Genomic DNA, 17741 nt, shown 5'->3' with positions numbered 1-17741 from the left:
GCTCTGCTGTTCGTGGTGATGACGGTGCTCGGCATCGACGAGCCCGGCAAGCTCATCGCGCAGGGCGTCATCATCCTGGGTGCCGCGATCTTCTACGGAGTGCGGGTGCGAAACCCCTGACCTGAGACGGCGAAAAGCAAGCCGACCGGCGTTCGCCGGGACTGACAAATCCACGCGTTCAGACAATTGCAAACAGATGGAGAAACATGGATGTCACCGCCAAAAAACATCATGTGCTACGGCGACTCGCTGACCTGGGGCTGGGTTCCGGTCAAGGAGGGGTCGCCGACCTACCGCTACCCCTATGACCAGCGCTGGACCGGTGTGATGGCGGCGGCGCTGGGAGGGGGCTACCACATCATCGAGGAAGGCCTGAGCGCGCGCACGACCTGTCTCGACGACCCCAACGATCCGCGCCTGAACGGCGCCAATTACCTGCCCTCGGCCATCGCCAGCCATCTGCCGCTGGACCTGGTCATCGTCATGCTCGGCACCAACGACACCAAGTCCTATTTCCGCCGGACGCCTTATGAGATCGCCAATGGAATGGCGAAACTGGTCGGGCAGATCCTGACCAGTGCCGGCGGCATCGGCACCCCTTATCCGGCCCCCAAGGCGCTGGTCATTGCGCCGCCGCCGCTGACCCCGATGCCCGATCCATGGTTCGAGGGCATGTTCGGCGGCGGGCACGAAAAATCCAGGGACCTGGCCAGGCAGTACAAGGCGATGGCGGATTTCATGAAGATCGATTTCCTCAATGCCGGCGATTACCTCACCACGGACGGTGTCGACGGAATTCATTTCACCGCCGCAAACAACGCCGATCTGGGACGCGCCGTCGCCGACAAGGTCAAGTCGATCCTCGAGCCGGGCCAGGTCAGCACCGCCGCTTGAAGCCGCCACGCCCGTCGGCTTGCGGCACACAGGCCCACGGCGCAGGTGTGTCGCAGGTTCCTCCGGCGATGCACATCGATGCGGGGCCGAACGATGCGTTTGGCCCCGCGTTGATATGGCGCCCGGCACCGGCAGATGTGCGTCGATCTAGGGGCTTGGCCTCGGAACATCATCGGCCGATGCTTTGGTTTGACGATCGAAGACGACCGCCAGGCCGTTCTTGACGGCAAGTGAGGCGACCATGTCGTCGAGCTCGCGATCGGGAATGGCGGGTTTGAGGACCTGCCGGATGGCCCGATAGGCCTGCTCGGTCGACACATAGTCATAGCGCTTTTTACGCGCTTCCACATATTGCTCGATGAGAATGCCCAATCGGCGGGCGGCTATGTCATCTGGCTGCTGCAAGGGAGCCTCCTCAAGCGTCGATCGTTTGCAGACCCCTCGGATGTAAAAACCCACGCTGCGAAAGTTAAGGCCTGCGGCTGGTCCGAAGCCAAATAAATACGCTGTGGTCATCGACGATCCGCACGGCAGCCAAGCCAAGCGTCGGTCAAGGCCTTGGGCGAAATAGGGCGGCAGCGATCGGCTCCCAAGCGCGGAGCGATCCGCCCAGACGTGCATTCATAACAGCGCCGACAGAGCGGCCATGAAGTGGTCGTTTTCCGAAGTCGAGCCGATGCTGACACGCACATAGGTGTCAAAGCCCTGCTGCTTCCACGGTTTGACGATGACCCCTTGCCGCAGCAGGCCTTCGACGAAGACGGAGGCATCCTGCCGGCAGTTGAAGAACAGGAAATTGCCTCTGGAGGCGGCGACGTCGAGGCCCTTGCTTGCCAGGAAAGTCTCGACGCGTTTTCTCTCCGCCCTGGCCAGAGCTACGACCCTGGCGAGGTGTTCTTCATCGGCCAGCGCCGCGAATGCTGCGGCCTGGGCCATGCCGTTGGCGTTGAAAGGCGTGCGGACGCGGTCCAGCAGCGCGCGCAGCTCCGGGTCGCCGACGATGCCGAAGCCGATCCGCAATCCGGCCAGGCCGAACGCCTTGGAAAAGGTCCGAAGCACGATCCAGGGCCGGTCGAGCTTTCCCAGATAGGGCAGGGATGACGCATAGTCGTCGCCCTTGGCATATTCGGCATAGGCTTCGTCGATGACGATCAGCGTCTCGTCGCTCGTCGCATCCAGAACCCTCGACAGATCGCCGCCGGAGAGCCAGCTGCCGACCGGGTTCATCGGGTTCGAGAACAGCAGCATGCGCGGCCGTTCGCGCACCGCCTCGACCAGCGCATCGACATTGATGGTCAGATCGTCGTTGACGACAACGCGCTTGACGGTAGCGCCCATCAACGTCGTGTAGTCCTCATGCAGCGGAAACGACGGATAGAGCGTGACGACGGCGTCGCCCGGCCGCAACACGGCGCGGCTGATGACGGAGAGAAGATCTTCGGAACCGTTGCCGAGGATAATCTGGTCCTCGGCGACGGCATATTTGTCGCCGATCGCCTGGCGCAGCTTGCGCCCGGCAGGGTCCGGATAGAGGCGGAACATCTCGGAGCCGGCATGCATCGTCGCGGCGAGGGTCGGGCTGGGCCCGAGCGGGTTTTCGTTCGAGCCCAGTTTGGCGATTCTGGCCGGTGCGTATCGTTTCCGCACCTCGTCAATGGTCAGTCCGGAATTGTAGGGCGACAGGCGGTTGACTTCGGTGCGGACCATATCCGAGGCTTTCGACACGGGCTGGCTCCTCTGCGGTGGATTTCGTCATCCGTACCGCAGCTGAAATGCTTTGTATATGCTTGTATATGTAAGCTGACCTGATAGTCTCTACGCCGAAGCGGAAACCGACACCGACCAGGAGGATCACATGCGCAACGCTTCTCTCTTCGATCTCTCCGGCAGGAAGGCGCTTGTCACCGGCGCCAGCCGTGGCATCGGGCGCAGCATCGCCGAAGCGCTGAGCGCTGCCGGCGCCGACGTCGCGGTCACGGCGCGCAGCCTGGCCGCGCTGGAGCACACGACGGTCGCCATCCGCGCGGCCGGTGGGGTGGCGCATGCCATCGCTCTCGACGTCACCGATGTCGGCCGCTGCCGCGCAGCCACCAACGAGGCTGCCAGCCTGCTTGGTGGTCTCGACATTCTCGTCAACAATGCCGGGATGGAGGAGGTGCGGCCCTCGCTCGATGTCGACGAGGCGCTGTGGGACAGGATCGTCGACACGAATCTGAAGGGAGCGTTCTTCTGCGCCCAGGCCGCCGCGCGGCAGATGCGCGACGCCGGCCGTCCCGGCACCATCATCAACCTGTGCTCGCTGACGTCGGAAGTCGGCATTCCCACCGCGGTGCCGTATGGCTCGTCGAAGTCCGGCCTGCTCGGCATGACGCGGGCGCTTGCGGCCGAGTGGGCGGAGCTTGGCATAAGGGTCAACGCCATCGCGCCGGGCTATTTCAGGACGGCGATGACGGACGTTTTTTACAACAACGAGGCATGGCAGCACTCCATGCTGGCCAAGATCCCGCAGCGGCGTTTCGGTGATCTCTCCGACCTGCATGGCATCGCCGTGTTCCTCGCTTCGGATGCGGCGGCCTACATAACCGGCCAGTCCATTCCGGTCGATGGCGGCTTTCTCGCCTCGATCTGATGAGGCAGGTTTATCTCGGTAGTTTCGACGGGAAGGATGATGGAAAAATCGCTGGCGACCGTCACATAGACATGTATATACTTTTGCCCGAGTGAAGCCTCTCGACGGCTTTGATCCTTGTCCAGGGTCGACCTGTCGGCCCGCAGCATATGGCCGGCCTGCGCCAGCCGTCATTGCGTTCCAAGAGTTCCAGGAGAACGAGCAGCCATGTCCGACATCAGCTTCCACGATTTGTCATCCATCGATGCCGACCAGCGCGCCAGTCTGCTGAAGCGCGCCGAGGCCGATCTGACGGTCTTCGTCGAGAAGGTCCGGCCGATCATCCAGGCCGTCAAGGACGAAGGCGACGCCGCCTTGATCCGCTTCGCCAGGGAACTCGACAAGGCCAATGTCGCCGAGGGCGAGCTGCAGGTGTCGGAAGCCGAGTTCGACGCGGCGTTCGACAAGGTGGAAAAGGACGTCGTCGAGAGCATCCAGTTCGGCATCGACAACATCAGGCATTTCCATGAGGAGCAGAAGCCGGAAACGATGTGGCTCAAGGAAGTCCGGCCGGGCGCCTATGCCGGCGACCGGTACACGCCGATCGCTTCCGTTGCGCTCTACGTGCCGCGCGGCAAGGGTGCTTTCCCATCGGTGACGATGATGACGTCGGTGCCGGCGGTGATTGCCGGCGTGCCGCAGATCGCCATCGTGACGCCGCCGACATCGGATGGTTCGGTGGACGCGGCAACGTTGGTCGCCGCACGCCTCGCCGGCGTCGGAACCGTCTACAAATGCGGCGGCGCTCAGGCAGTTGCCGCCGTCGCCTACGGCACGGAGACGGTGAAGCCCGCGCTCAAGATCGTCGGCCCCGGCAGCCCCTGGGTGGTGGCGGCCAAGAGCGTGCTGTCGTCGGTCATCAACACAGGCCTTCCGGCCGGGCCGTCCGAAGCGATCATCTTTGCCGATGACAGCGTCGACGGCGGGCTTGCTGCGCTCGACCTGTTGATCGAAGCCGAACACGGGCCGGATTCTTCGGCCTATCTGGTGACGCACAGCCGCAAGGTCGCCGAAGCCGCATTGGCTGCAATCCCGGAGCACTGGTCGCGGATGACCGAGCAGCGTGTCGAGTTTTCACGCGCGGTGCTGACCGGCAAGCGCGGTGGCATCGTGCTGACCGCGTCGCTGGAAGACAGCTACCGCTTCATCAACGACTATGCGCCCGAACATCTCGAGATCCTGTCGAAGGAGCCGTTCGCGCATCTCGGGCGCATCACCGAGGCGGCTGAAATCCTGATGGGGCCGCACACGCCGGTGACGCTGGCCAATTTCGTGCTTGGACCCAATGCGGTGCTGCCGACCAGCCGTTGGGCGCGGACCTACGGGCCGCTTTCGGTGACGGATTTCGTCAAGCGCTCGTCGGTCGGCTATGTCACCTCGGTGGCCTATCCGGAACTCGCTCTGCACGCCCGCAGGCTCGCCCGCTACGAGGGCTTCAGCTCGCATGAGAACGCGGTCTCGGAGATCCGCGACCGCTATCTTGCCGGCTGAGCGGAACCGATCGAGATGAAGGCGGCACGACTTTACGGGCCCGGCGATCTGCGCGTCGAGGACATCGCGACGCCGGGCGCGCCGGATGCAGGCTGGGTGAAGCTCAGGGTCGATGCCGCCGGCATCTGCGGTTCGGACCTGCATAATTTCCGCACGGGACAGTGGATAAGCCGGTCGCCTTCGACGGCCGGCCATGAGCTGACCGGCACGGTGACCGCCACCGGCGCGGGCGTCGACGCCTTCGCTATCGGTGACAGGGTTGTCGCCGATTCCCGCTTCTGGTGCGGAGACTGCGCGCAATGCCAAGCCGGCAGGCGTCATCTCTGCGCGTCACTGGGCTTCGTCGGAGAGGTCTGCGACGGCGGTTTTGCCGAACAGGCGGTGCTGCCCGCACGGCTTTTGCATATCATCGATGCCGGGCTCGACGAGCGGGTCGCGGCAATGGCCGAGCCGCTGGCGGTGGCGCTGCACGCGGTGCGGGGCCTGCCGAAAACGACAGGCTTCGTGCTGGTCGTCGGCTGCGGGCCGATCGGCGGTCTTGCCGCCCTGCTGTTGTCGCGGACCTTCGCCGGCACCGTGCTGATCGCCGACCGCAACCAGAGCCGCTGCGCCCGGGTGGCGCGGGTGACGGGTGCCCGGATCGTCGATCTGAGCCGGGACGCCGTTGCCGCCGCAACTGCCAATGCCCCGCTGCTCGCGGCCATCGAGGCGACCGGCAGCGTCGCGGCGCTCAATCAGCTGCTCGGCGTTCTCGATCCCGGCGGTACGATCGCCATGGTCGGCATCTTCCACGGCCGCCTCGACATTGATCCCAATACGCTGGTCGAACGCGAAATCGGGTTGCTGGGATGCCATGCCTTTGCCGACGAACTGCCCGAGGCCGTGCGGATGCTGGGTGAATTGAGCGAACCGCTGCTGGCGCTGATCGACCAGGAGATCGGCCTGGATGACATTCCGGCTGCCTATGAACGGCTGTTGGCGGGGCGCAGCGACGGCTTGAAAACAATCATCCGCATGCGGCAACCTGTCGAGTCGTGATTTCCGATGAATCGCCGGAAAGGACTTTTGAAATGATCACTTTGCCCGACACCGCCAGCCCTCTTTACGAGAAGGTGAAGGACTACATCCTGGCAAACATCGGAACGGGCCGGTGGGGCAAAGATCGCAAGCTGCCGTCCGAGAATGAGTTGGTCGCTTCACTCGGCGTCTCGCGGATGACGGTTCACCGGGCGCTCAGAGAATTGACCTCGGCCGGGTTTCTGATCCGCCTGCAAGGTGTGGGAACCTTCATCGCGCCACCGCGGCCACAGTCGACGCTGATCGAGATCAACAACATCGCAGCCGAGATCGTCGAGCGCGGCAACAGACATCGTTCCGAAGTCCTCGTCCTCGAAACCATCATGCCGACAAAAGAGCTGGCGCTGTCGTTCGAATTTCCAAAGCGCGTCTCGATCTATCATTCCGTCGTCGTCAATTTCGAGAACGATCTGCCGGTGCAACTCGAAGAGCGCTTCGTCAATCCGAGCCTTATCCCCGACTATGACAAGCAGGATTTTTCGAAGACGGCGACCTATGACTACCTCATGCAGAAAACCCCGGTGACCGAGGTCGAGCATATCATTTCCGCCATCCCGGCGGATGCCGAGACGGCGCGGCATCTGGGCATCGATGTCGGCGCCTGCTGCCTTTTCCTGCACCGCCGGACATGGACGGGCGCGGTGGTGGCGACGATCAGCAAGCTGACTTATGCCGGCAGCCGCTACTCGCTCGGCAGCCGCTATTCCCCTTCAAAAAGCAGCTGACGGAAGCAGGTCGAATGCAAGAGCGACAGATGACGCGGGCGCCGAGCCGCACGGCGCGGATCCGGGCACTCGCGCAGCATGATGTTGCCGAAGCACAAAGCGCGCTGGCGGCATTGCTGGGCGACCTGTTCGCGATGCGCCCCCGCAATGTCCGCATCAACTTCGATAAATACAGCCTCAATTCGTTGAACGGCTTCTTCGAGGACGACGGCAAGGCCTACTTCTTCAAGTTCCATCAGGAGGAGCGGGAAGAGGCGATGACGGGCGAGTATTACCGCGCCGAGATTCTGTCGCGCGCCGGCCTGCCGGTTGATCAACCCGTGCATATGTCGGCCCAACCGGGCGAGCAGATCCTTGTCTATCGGCGGCGCACGGATCCGAGGTTTTCGGATGTGCTGTTCGCGCTGGATGCGCAGGACGATGCCGGCAAACGGCGAGAAGCCGTTCTTGCCGAGCGCGACCTGTCGGCCAGGCTGCTCAAGGTCTATCTCGAAACGCTGCATCCGGTAACCGTCGAGGAGGTGGCGGCGGAACCGATCCACAGGCTGTTTCATGAGCGGCTGATCGATGCCGAGACACGCTTGTCGCCAGGCGGCCGGCTGGCCGATTTCTATGTCGGCAAGCCGTTCGTCTTTCCCGGTGCCGAGCTGGATTGGGATCGGTTTTCCCGGCTGAAATTCGTCATCAATGGCGAGCAGTACACCGACAGCGTCGGTGAGCTTTTCGATGCCGCCGCAGTGCGCTTGCGGCCGGACCGGCTTGCCGATGCGGGCGGCGTGGTCGCGCATGGCGACGCCCACAACGCCAATGTCTGGTACACGGCGAAGGCGGGGAGGGCGGAGCTGTCCTTCTTCGATCCCGCCTTTGCCGGCTCGCATATCCCCACGCTGCTGGCGGAGGTGAAGGCGACGTTCCACAACATCTTCGCCCACCCGTTCTGGCTCTATGATCCGGAGACTGCGACAGAGGCTTTTCGCGCCCAGGCGCGGCTGGACGGAAACCTGCTCCATGTCGACACGGACTGGGACCTGAGCCCGGTCCGCCGCGACCTGCTGGAGGTCAAGGCCACAGCGCTGTGGCGGCCATTGCTGCTTGAGCTCAAACGGCGCGGCATGCTGCCGGCCGATTGGCGCGCGGTGCTCCGGGCCGGTCTCTTCCTGTCGCCGACGCTGGTCATGAACCTGCGCGCCGGCGCACGCAGCCACACGCCGGTTTCTTCCCTTATTGCCTTGTCGGTGGCGGTCATGGTCGGCAGCGAACCTGTTGCCGGAACCGATCGGGTGACCGATTTTCTAGACCGGATCGATCCCGGAGAGCGTAAAAATTGAGTCTTTCCAACTTGTATATGCATGTATGTATTTTAGTCTTGACATCCGCTCCCGCTGACGCTGAAATATCCGCGCACTTCACCATGAAGTGGCAGGTAAGACGCCGAGGCACAGTGCCGCAAGAGCAGAAACCCGCAGTCTCACCGGACCGGCTACATCAGTCAGAAAAAGCGGTCCGATCATCAAGGGGAACAAGGATGATGCGTAACCTAACAGGACAATTTCGCGCGCTCGTGATGGCCGCCGCCATCGGGCTCGCCGCCGCCCCGGCGGCCTACGCGGCCGATGCGGCCATTCCCACCACGCCCGAGGCAGGAGCGTTCAAGATCGGCATCGAGCCCTGGCTCGGCTATGGCCAGTGGCATGTCGCCGAGGCCAAGGGCCTGTTCAAGACGAACGGGCTGAGCGACGTCCAGATCGTCAACTTCGCCGAGGACAAGGACATCAATGCAGCACTTGCAAGCGGCCAGCTCGACGCCGCCAACATCGCCACCCACACGGCGATGGGCATGGTTGCGGCCGGCCTGCCGGTGAAGATCGTGCTGCTGCTCGACGTCTCCATGACCGCCGACGCGATCATCGCTGGCAAGGACGTCACCTCCACCGCGGACCTCAAGGGCAAGCAGGTGGCCTTCGAGGAAGGCACGACGAGCGACATCCTGCTCAAATACGCGCTCACCAGAAACGGCATGTCGATCGACGATGTGAAACCGGTTCCGATGCCTGCGTCCGACGCCGGCAGCGCCTTGATCGCCGGCCAGGTGCCGGTCGCGGTGACCTATGAACCGTACCTCACCGTCGCCATGGCGCAGAACAAGGACCTCAAGCTGCTGTTCACCGCCGGCGAGGATCCCGGCCTGATCAGCGACGTGCTGGTGGTGCGTGACGAGGTGATCAAATCGCGGCCCGGCCAAGTGCTGGCCATGATCAAGAGCTGGGACGCAGCGCTCAAGGACTACAATGCCGATACGCCCGGTGGGCGCGCCATCATCGCCAAGGCTGTCGGTTCGGACGTCAAGGACCTCAACACCGCCTTTGACGGCGTGCGTTACTACTCACTCGCCGAAAACAAGGCGGCGCTGACCGGTGATTTCACCACCAAGACCTTCGCCGATGTCGAAGCCGCCGCCAAGAACGCCAAGCTGCTGCAGGCCGATGTGACGCCGGAGCAGATGATCGACCCGTCGTTCGTCAAGGCGGCGGAATGACCAAGGCCGGATCGCGGTGGTGACGCAGATGCCCGGGGAGCGTCCCGCTCAAACGGATCCGGCTCGTCCCACGAAACAGGCGAGGCGTCGCCGATCCTCCGGCATCGGCGTGCCCATCGCCAGGTCGCGCTTCCTGGTGATCGCGGTGGCCGTGTTCGTCGGGCTCGGCCTTGCCTGGTGGGCGGCGACCGGACTGGGATTGGTAAAGCCGATCTTCCTGCCATCGCCGGGCAGCGTCGCTATGCAGATCGCCAAGCTCGCGGCCGACGGCACGTTGTGGCTGGACCTCAAAGCCTCGATGTACCGTATCTCCATCGGCTTCCTCATCGCCTCGGCCCTGTCGATACCGATCGGCGTGCTGATTGGCAGTTTCCGTTCCTGGGAAGCGGCCATCGAGCCGCTGGTGGATTTCATCCGCTACATGCCGGTCGTCGCTTTCGTGCCGCTCTCCATCCTGTGGGCTGGCACCGGCGATTCGCAGAAATTCCTGATCATCTTCATCGGCACGTTCTTCCAGCAGGTGCTGATGATCATGGACAATGTGAAACGGGTTCCCGCCGATTTCATCGGCCTTGGGCGCACGCTCGGCCTGCCGGATCGCAAGATCCTGACGCGCATCGTCGTGCCCAGCGCCTTGCCCGGGATCTGGGATACGCTGCGCATCAGCTTGGGCTGGGCATGGACCTGGCTGGTGCTGGCCGAACTCGTCGCCGCCACTTCGGGGCTGGGCTATCGCATCACTGTGTCGCAGCGCTATTTCCAGACCAACACGATCATCGGCTACATCCTGCTGCTCGGCCTGCTCGGCCTCATCACCGACCAGGTGATGAAGGCGCTGGAAAAGGTGCTGTTCAAGCAAGAGGGCCGCTCGCAATGAGGTCCAGCCGATGAGTCTCCCCAAATTGCGGATCGCCGGCCTCCACAAGAGCTTCGGCACGGGCGAACGGCGCACGGAAGTGCTGCGCGATATCAACCTCGATCTTGCCGACAACGAGTTCGTCTCCCTGGTCGGCACGTCGGGCTGCGGCAAGAGCACGCTGCTGTCGATCGTGGCCGGACTGCAGGACTTCGACGCGGGCGATCTCAGCATCGATGGCGCGCCGATCCTGCAGCCTGGTCTCGACCGTGGCGTCGTCTTTCAGTCCTACACGCTGCTTCCCTGGCTGACGGCGCGGCAGAACATCGAGTTTGCGCTCAAGGCCGCTGGTTACGATCGCCCGACCTGCCGCAGGATCGCGCTGGAGCATCTCGAACTCGTCAAGCTGTCTGGTAGTGCGGACCGCTATCCGGCCGAACTCTCGGGCGGCATGAAACAACGCGTCGCCATTGCGCGCGCGCTTTCCTACCGGCCCAAGATGCTGTTGATGGACGAGCCCTTCGGCGCGCTCGATGCCTTGACCCGGCATCAGATGCAGGAACTGCTGACCCAGATCTGGGAGGAACACAGGTTGACCGTCCTGTTTGTCACCCATGATGTGGAGGAGGCCGTCTATCTGTCGGACCGCATCGTCGTCATGGGCATCGGCCCGGGACGTATCACGCAGACATTCAACGTGGATATCGAGCGCCCGCGCCGCGAAGAGGTGATGGAAAGCCCTGTATTCATGGATCTGCAACGCGGCGTGCACAAGGCCATCCGCGAGGGTTCAAAACGCCCGGAAATGGCCTAGGCGCCTGCGGTCGTTCGCAGGTCCAATCACGTCGCCTTGCCGACTGCCGCGTCCAGTTCCAGCTCGCCTTCGGAAATGTCGTCGAACGAGGCGTAGTTCATGTTGTAGAGGCGGGCGTAGAGGCCTTTTCTTGCCATCAGCTGTTCGTGGTTGCCGCTTTCGACGATCTCGCCGTTCTGCAGCACGATGATGCGGTCGGCGCCGCGGATAGTGGCCAGACGGTGGGCGATGACCAGCCCGGTGCGGCCTTCCAGCAGCGTGATCAGCGCCTTCTGGATCAGCATCTCGGTGTAGGAATCGATGCTGGCCGTGGCTTCGTCGAGCACCAGGATCTTTGCATCCGCCACCAGCGCGCGCGCGAAGCTGATCAGCTGGCGCTGGCCCAGCGAGAGATTGCCGCCGCGCTGCTCGAGTTCGGTATCGTAGCCATCTGGCAGGTTCTCGATGAAATCGTGCGCGCCGACGGCTTGTGCGGCTCGGACCACCTTCTCGCGGCTGGCTGATGTCTTGTGGTAGCGGATGTTTTCCAGCACCGAGCCGGAAAACAGGAACGGCTCCTGCAGCACCATCGCGACCTGATCGCCGAGCGAATCCTGGGTCAGGTCACGCACATCATGGCCGCCGACCAGAACCTCACCCGACCAGACATCGTAGAAGCGGTGCACCAGCGCCATCGAGCTCGACTTGCCCGATCCGGTCGGGCCGACAAGGGCTACGGTCTCGCCCGGGTTGACGCGGAAGGAGATGTTCTTCAGCACCGGCTGGTTCGGCCTATAACCGAAAGTGACGTTCCTGAACTCGACCGAGCCGTCCATGTCGCGCGACAGCGCCACCGCACCTTGCTTGTCGCTGACGTCGACCGGCACGTCGAGCACTTCGGAGATGCGCTGGCCCGAAGCCATGGCGCGCTGCATGACGCTGTACTGCATGGTCAGCGAGCGGATCGGGTCGAAGAAGCGCTGGATGTAGAACAGGAACGCCACCATGACGCCGATGTCGAGGCTGTGCGAGAGCACCATCGACCCGCCGACGACGATGACAGTTGCCATGGCGATGCCGGTCAGCGTGTCGACGATCGGCACCATTACCTGCGCGTATTTCGCCGACCTCAAATGGGCATTGAGGTTGGCCAGCACCTTTTCGTCGTAGAGGTCGAAATTGACGTGCTGGCGCTCGAGGCTCTGCACCGTGCGCACGCCATGGATGCCTTCGGCCAGTGCGCCGTTGGCGATCGAGTTGGTTTCGTGCGCGGCCATGAAGGCGACCTTGGCGCGCGGCAGCCAGAAAAGGCGCACGATGAATAGCACCGGCATGGTCGACAGCGTCAGCAGGCCAAGCCGGAAATCGAGCCACAAAAGCACGCTGACAATGCCGAACAACAGCACGATGTCGCCTACCGACATCACCGACGTTTCGAGGAATTCCTGCATCGAATTGACGTCGCCCTGCAGGCGCGACATCAGCCGGCCGACCTCGGTCTTGTCCATGAAGCTCAGCGAGACCCGTTGCAGATGGCTGAACATGGCGCGGCGCAGGTCCGACAGCACGTTTTCGGCCACCTTGCCGACGACGCTTTCCTGCACATAGCTGGCGGCATAGTTGATCAGGATGATCACGGCGAAAGCGCTGATCGCGGCGATCATCACCGATTGGTCGAGCTTGCCAGCCGTCATGCCGTGGTCGATGGCGTAGCGGATGACCAGCGGGATCGCCAGTTGCGTCAGCGTGAACACCAGCACCGCGGCGACTGAGATGAAAATCCGGTTCTGATACGGCCTCACGAAGCTCCAGATACGCCGCACGATGCGAGGGTCATAAGCTTTGCCGAAGACCTCTTCGTCGTCGCGGTGCGAGCCCACGACCGCCTTTGTCGGTGGCCCGCTGGTGTCTTCCTCCTCGTCGTCGGCCGGTGTCTGCATCACGCGGCTCCCGCCACGGGCCGCTCATCGTCCGGCCGCAACTGCAGGTCATGGAGCGCGCGGTAGCGTCCACCGAGCGCCAGCAACTCCTCATGCGTGCCGCGCTCGACGATCCGGCCGCCCTCGACGAACAGGATCTGGTCGGCATGCATCAGCGAACTCAGCCGGTGCGAGATGATGAGCGTCACGCGATCCCTGGCGAAGCGCTTCATCGCCGCCCGGATCCGCTGCTCGGTGCCGGCGTCGATGGCCGCGGTTGAATCGTCGAAGACCAGCACCGATGGCCGCAGCATCAGGCTGCGCGCAATGGTCAGGCGCTGCCGCTGGCCGCCGGAAAGCGAGGCGCCGCGTTCGCCGACGACCGTGGTGTAACCGGCTGGGAGGCCCATGATGTAGTTGTGCAGCTGCGCGTACTCGGCGGCTTGCCCGATGCGGGTCTCGCGCGCCCAGGGATTGCCGTAGGCGATGTTGTTCTCGATCGAGGTGGTGAACAAGAACGCGTCCTGCTGCACGACGCCGACCGCCTTGCGCAGCGATTGCAGCGTCACCTTGCGGATGTCCTGGCCGTCGATGGTTATCGCGCCTGAGGTGACGTCGTAGAAGCGCGGGATCAGGTGCGCGATGGTCGACTTGCCGCTGCCTGGCGGGCCGACGATGCCGATGGTCTCGCCGGACCTCGCCTCGAAGGAGATGCCCGACAGAGTCGGCCGGTCGCCCGCGCCCTCGTAGCGGAAGCCGACATTGTGGAAGCGCAGCACGCCATCGGTGACGACGAGATCCTTGGCGCCGGGCGCGTCCTCGATGTCGAGCTCGGCGTCGAGCAGTTCGAATAGCCGGCTGCCGCAGGTCGAGGCGCGGGCGAAGGAGTTGACCATAAGGCCGAGCTGGCGCACCGGCATCTGCAGGATGGTCATGAAGGTGAGGAACTGGGCGAGCGTGCCGACGCTGATCTGGCCTGCAATCACTTTCTGGCCGCCGAACCAGAGCACCAGCCCCATGGCGGCCAGGAACGAGAAGTTCATGGCGCTGGTGTTGGAGACGCGGATGTCGACGCGCTGATTGGCAAGCTCCAGCGCCGACAGCTTGGCGCGGTCGAATTTTTCCAGCTCATGCCGCTGTGCCGCAAAGGCCCGCACGACGCGGATGCCGCCGAGGTTCTCATCCATCACCCGGCTCAGCACAGACAGCCGCTCCTGCAACGTCAGCCAGGTGCTGCGCAGTTTGAGCTGGGTGACCGAGGACCGCCAGGCAACGAACGGCACGAAGCTCAGGCTGAGCAGCCCGAGCATGAGATCGGTGCTGATCAGGAGATAGGCGCCGACGCCGATCAGCACGCCGAGCAGCACCACACGCAAAATGCCGGTGGAGAAGAACATGCGCACGCCGTCGAGATCGAGCAGGCCGAGCGTGATCAAATCGCCGGTGTGGACCCTGTCGTGGTAGGCGAAGCTCAGGCGCTGGATCTTCTCGTAGAAGGCCAGCCGCAGTTCATAGCCGGTGCGATGACCGACGGCCTCGCCATAGTAGTTCTGCGCCATGGTGAAGAGGCCGCGCAGGATCGAGACGACGAGCAGCGTCAGCGCCGTGTTCCACAGCGCCTGTTCCGCCGCAGCGCCGGCACCCGCGGCCATCACACCTTGCGCCTGGTCGATGGCGCGTCCCAGCAGGCGTGGAATGAAAAGCTGCAGCGTCGCGGCAATGAAGGTCGAGACGATGGTGATGGCGACCTGCCGGGGATGGCGCAGTGTCATGCGCACGATGCGAAGCAAGGTGCTGAGGCCCTTGCCCCAGGACGCTTCCGCGACGTGAGCAAACGATTTGCCGCGCTCCGGCGCGCTGCTGGTTGCTTGCGTGTTCAAGGAAAATATCCAAACCAATCCGGACGTTAGCCCGGACTAATAAAGCAGACTCAATGTGAGCGGTTGACTTGGCGCTATGTTACGCGGGTCTGGCTTGGCCCTTCAAGAGCCAATGCCGGCATCGCACTGTGCCTGAAGGAAAGCGAACATGCGGCTGTGACCCGGCTGGCACCAGCGGCGGAATCCTGCCGATCTTGCCGAAGGGCGTTGGCCGGACGAGGCCAGCACCTAGTGTACGCAAGCGCCGGCCGGACGGCATGCGACCTTCCATCCGGCCGGAATCCGGTTTGCTAGGCAGGTATCAGGACGGCGATCCGATGCACGCCGACCTCCTTGCTTGTATTTGTCGCCTCGTCGGTCTTGCCTTTGGCGCAGGTGTACATGTCACCCGTCTTGAGCTTGAATTCCTTGTCGGCCTTCTTGATCGTGAACGCACCTGAAGCAATGGTGCAGACCATATCGTTGTCCATCACCATCTGAGGCGCGTGTGCGCCGGGCTGAAATACCACGTCGACAATTGCGATGCTCTTGTAGGCGGGAATGTCGGAGTTGCCGGTGCTGACCTCAACCACCCTGACACCGGGCGCAATCTCCTTGCCTTCCTTCGGGCCGTATTTCTTCGCTGATGCCGCCAGGGTGAACAGAGGCGTTATCGCGGCAGCCGTCACACCGAGAGCAATTGCAGACCTGCGATTCATGGTTTTCATCGCATCCTCCCACATGTTCGCCATGAACGAATGTGCATGGCTGAAATATATTAGCATAAGCGAATGTAATTGTATGCGAGGAAGCGCCCAACCCCGGCATGGCCGCGTGAACTTGGCGGCAGCCGTCAGAGAGGTTCGTACATCGACCATCTGCTTGCCGCAAAAACCCCGCCGCGGCGGACCTTCGGACTGCTGTTGAGCCGCTCAAAAACCCTGGCCGTGCCGCCAGCAGGCGATCCGGTGGCCGGCCGCGACCTCTATGACGGGCGGTTCAGCCTTTCTGCAGTCGGGCAGGACTAGGGGGCAGCGATCGGCGAAGGCGCATCCGGTGTTCGAGATGCCGGCTTCCTCGATCTCGGGTGGGGCGGATAGTTTCGGCTCGGCCTCATCGCAAGACGCGGCCAGCAGCAGGGCCGTATAGGGGTGGTTGGGGCCGCGAAAAATCCGGTCGGAGGAGCCGGTTTCGACCAGGCGTCCGCGATAGAGCACGCCGATCCTGTCGGCCATGTAGCGCACCACCCTGAGGTCGTGGCTGATGAACAGATAGGTCGTGTCCTTGTCGCGCTGCAGGTCGTTGAGCAGGTTGAGAACGGTCGCCTGGACGGAGACGTCGAGCGCGGAGGTCGGTTCATCGAGCACGACGACCTTCGGCACGCCGGCGAAGGCGCGCGCGATTGCCGCCCGCTGCCGCTGGCCGCCGGACAGCGAACGCGATTTCTGCTCGGCCGTGGCGCCGGCGAGGCGAACCGATTGCAGCAGGTCGCCGACGCGGGCTCTCACCTCGCTGCGGCGCAGGCCGGCGAGCCTGCGCAGCGGGCGGCCGAGGATCGTGCCGATCCGCTGGCGCGGATTGAGCGTGCGATCCGGCGACTGGAAGACCATCTGCACGTCGCGGCGTTCGGCAAGGTTTCTCTTCTCGACGCGCGGCGCGACCGTCCTGCCGAACAGTTCGACCGATCCGGCGCTTGGCGTCTGCAGACCGGTGACGATCCGTGCCAGGGTCGACTTGCCAGAACCGGACTCGCCGATCAGCCCGAAGGTCTCGCCCTGGCCGATGTCGAGATCGACGTGGTGCAGCACTGGCTGGCTGCCGAAGGCATGACTGATGCCTTTGCAGGCGATCGCGATGCGGCGTTTTTTTGGCAGGCCGGCGTCTTCGCCTTGGACCATTGGGTGCGCTGGCACGCCGTCCGTCTCCGCCAGTCTTCCGTCCCGCTTGGTGTAGTTGAGCGCCGGGATCGAGGCGATGAGCGCCTTGGTGTAGGCGTGAGAGGGGTTGTCGAAGACATCGCTCGCAACGCCGCTTTCGACCACGGTTCCCGCCTGCATCACCGCCACCCGGTCGCAGGAGCGGCGGATCATATTGATGTCGTGGCTGATCAGCAGGATGCTGGTTTTGTGATCCTTGCGTAAGTCGGAGAGGATGGCGATGATCTCGGACTGGACGCTGGCGTCGAGCGCCGTCGTCGGCTCATCCAGCACCAGCAGCGATGGGTCGAGCGCAATGGCAATGGCGATGTTGGCGCGCTGCTGCATGCCGCCGGAGAGTTCGTGCGGATAGAGATCCAGCACCCGCTCCGGATGGCTGACCCGGACGCGGCCGAGCAGTTCGGCGGCGCGCCCGCGCGCCTCTTCGAGGCAAACCGGGCGATGCCGCATGACCGTCTCGGTGATCTGGCGGCCGATCGTCATGCTTGGATTGAGGGCAGCACCGGGATGCTGGTAGACGGCGGCGATATGATTTCCCCTGAGCCGGCGCAGCTGCTCGGCGGAAAGGTCGCGGATTTCGCGGCCCTGGAATTCCAGCGCCGACGCAGCGATGCGGGCGTTTTTCGGCAGATAGCGCAATATGGCGAGCGCCACCGAGCTTTTGCCCGATCCCGACTCGCCAACCAGGCCGAGCGCTTCGCCTTCGCCGATGTGCAGTGACACGCCGCTGACGGCGGGATGCGATCCCTTGCGCCCGTCATAGGCCACGGACAGCTGGTCTACGTTCAGAACCGAGGAGGACATGGGGACTTGAAACCACTTTCTTCCAGCGCCGCCATCGAGGGCAATCGCTTCCGCTTTCGCAATGCATTATCTCTATAAAATTACTCGGATTAAGCCGGAGCGCAATCTACCTTTCTCGCATCAGCAGAGATTGTCGCCATCTGCCGAGGCAGCGCGACGGTCTCCGGAGCAGATCTGGAAGG

Annotated in this window: 15 protein-coding genes; 9 read left to right on the top strand and 6 right to left on the bottom strand. The window is 63.5% G+C overall.

All coding sequences use genetic code 11. The annotated features are described in order from the left end of the window. Positions 1–210: 210 nt before the first annotated feature. Complete coding sequence (locus EN914_RS03930; RefSeq protein ID WP_013530477.1) at positions 211–894, top strand: SGNH/GDSL hydrolase family protein; 684 nt, start codon at positions 211–213, stop codon at positions 892–894. A gap of 147 nt (positions 895–1041) precedes the next feature. On the opposite strand, the gene EN914_RS03925 is transcribed toward EN914_RS03930, so the two are convergent. After that, positions 1042–1410: a hypothetical protein gene (locus tag EN914_RS03925; protein WP_224620654.1), complete on the bottom strand. Its 369-nt coding sequence runs from the start codon at positions 1408–1410 to the stop codon at positions 1042–1044. A 105-nt stretch (positions 1411–1515) separates the two neighbouring features. Next, positions 1516–2619, bottom strand: coding sequence for a histidinol-phosphate transaminase (locus EN914_RS03920; RefSeq protein WP_024503951.1), 1104 nt, complete (start codon positions 2617–2619; stop codon positions 1516–1518). A 130-nt stretch (positions 2620–2749) separates the two neighbouring features. Between EN914_RS03920 and EN914_RS03915 the strand changes: the two genes are divergently transcribed. From EN914_RS03915 to EN914_RS03875, 8 genes are all read left to right on the top strand, one after another. After that, positions 2750–3523: an SDR family NAD(P)-dependent oxidoreductase gene (locus EN914_RS03915; RefSeq protein ID WP_024503950.1), complete on the top strand. Its 774-nt coding sequence runs from the start codon at positions 2750–2752 to the stop codon at positions 3521–3523. A gap of 207 nt (positions 3524–3730) precedes the next feature. After that, positions 3731–5053: a histidinol dehydrogenase gene (gene hisD, locus EN914_RS03905; RefSeq protein ID WP_024503949.1), complete on the top strand. Its 1323-nt coding sequence runs from the start codon at positions 3731–3733 to the stop codon at positions 5051–5053. Positions 5054–5068: 15 nt separating this feature from the next. Continuing rightward, positions 5069–6091: a zinc-binding dehydrogenase gene (locus EN914_RS03900; protein ID WP_127389004.1), complete on the top strand. Its 1023-nt coding sequence runs from the start codon at positions 5069–5071 to the stop codon at positions 6089–6091. A gap of 32 nt (positions 6092–6123) precedes the next feature. Beyond that, on the top strand, positions 6124–6855 hold the full coding sequence (hutC, locus tag EN914_RS03895; protein WP_013530484.1) for a histidine utilization repressor: 732 nt from the start codon (positions 6124–6126) through the stop codon (positions 6853–6855). A gap of 29 nt (positions 6856–6884) precedes the next feature. Then, on the top strand, positions 6885–8183 hold the full coding sequence (locus tag EN914_RS03890; protein WP_024503947.1) for a hypothetical protein: 1299 nt from the start codon (positions 6885–6887) through the stop codon (positions 8181–8183). A 200-nt stretch (positions 8184–8383) separates the two neighbouring features. Further along, positions 8384–9391 (top strand): ABC transporter substrate-binding protein, encoded by a 1008-nt coding sequence (locus tag EN914_RS03885; RefSeq protein WP_032899344.1) that lies wholly within the window; start codon positions 8384–8386, stop codon positions 9389–9391. A 28-nt stretch (positions 9392–9419) separates the two neighbouring features. Beyond that, the gene (locus EN914_RS03880) at positions 9420–10268 is read left to right on the top strand and encodes an ABC transporter permease (RefSeq protein WP_013530487.1); all 849 of its coding nucleotides are present in this window, start codon (positions 9420–9422) and stop codon (positions 10266–10268) included. A 10-nt stretch (positions 10269–10278) separates the two neighbouring features. Beyond that, positions 10279–11061: an ABC transporter ATP-binding protein gene (locus EN914_RS03875; protein ID WP_024503945.1), complete on the top strand. Its 783-nt coding sequence runs from the start codon at positions 10279–10281 to the stop codon at positions 11059–11061. A gap of 26 nt (positions 11062–11087) precedes the next feature. Here the strand turns inward: EN914_RS03875 and EN914_RS03870 are convergent, their stop codons facing one another. From EN914_RS03870 to EN914_RS03855, 4 genes are all read right to left on the bottom strand, one after another. Further along, a complete protein-coding gene (locus EN914_RS03870; RefSeq protein WP_024503944.1) occupies positions 11088–12980 on the bottom strand; it encodes an ABC transporter ATP-binding protein in 1893 nt (630 codons plus the stop codon). Next, positions 12980–14839, bottom strand: coding sequence for an ABC transporter ATP-binding protein (locus EN914_RS03865; protein WP_024503943.1), 1860 nt, complete (start codon positions 14837–14839; stop codon positions 12980–12982). Before EN914_RS03865 ends, EN914_RS03870 begins: the two co-directional genes overlap by 1 nt. A gap of 290 nt (positions 14840–15129) precedes the next feature. Further along, on the bottom strand, positions 15130–15546 hold the full coding sequence (locus EN914_RS03860; protein WP_024503942.1) for a hypothetical protein: 417 nt from the start codon (positions 15544–15546) through the stop codon (positions 15130–15132). Between the two features lie 204 nt (positions 15547–15750). Continuing rightward, positions 15751–17559, bottom strand: a complete 1809-nt coding sequence (locus EN914_RS03855) for an ABC transporter ATP-binding protein (protein ID WP_024503941.1) — start codon at positions 17557–17559, stop codon at positions 15751–15753. Positions 17560–17741: the final 182 nt, after the last annotated feature.

Origin of the sequence: Mesorhizobium sp. M7A.F.Ca.CA.001.08.2.1, assembly GCF_003998455.1 — a bacterium.
GTDB lineage: Bacteria > Pseudomonadota > Alphaproteobacteria > Rhizobiales > Rhizobiaceae > Mesorhizobium > Mesorhizobium ciceri.
Note: the sequence above shows the minus strand (reverse complement) of the source record. Positions and strands in the feature narration are given on the sequence as shown.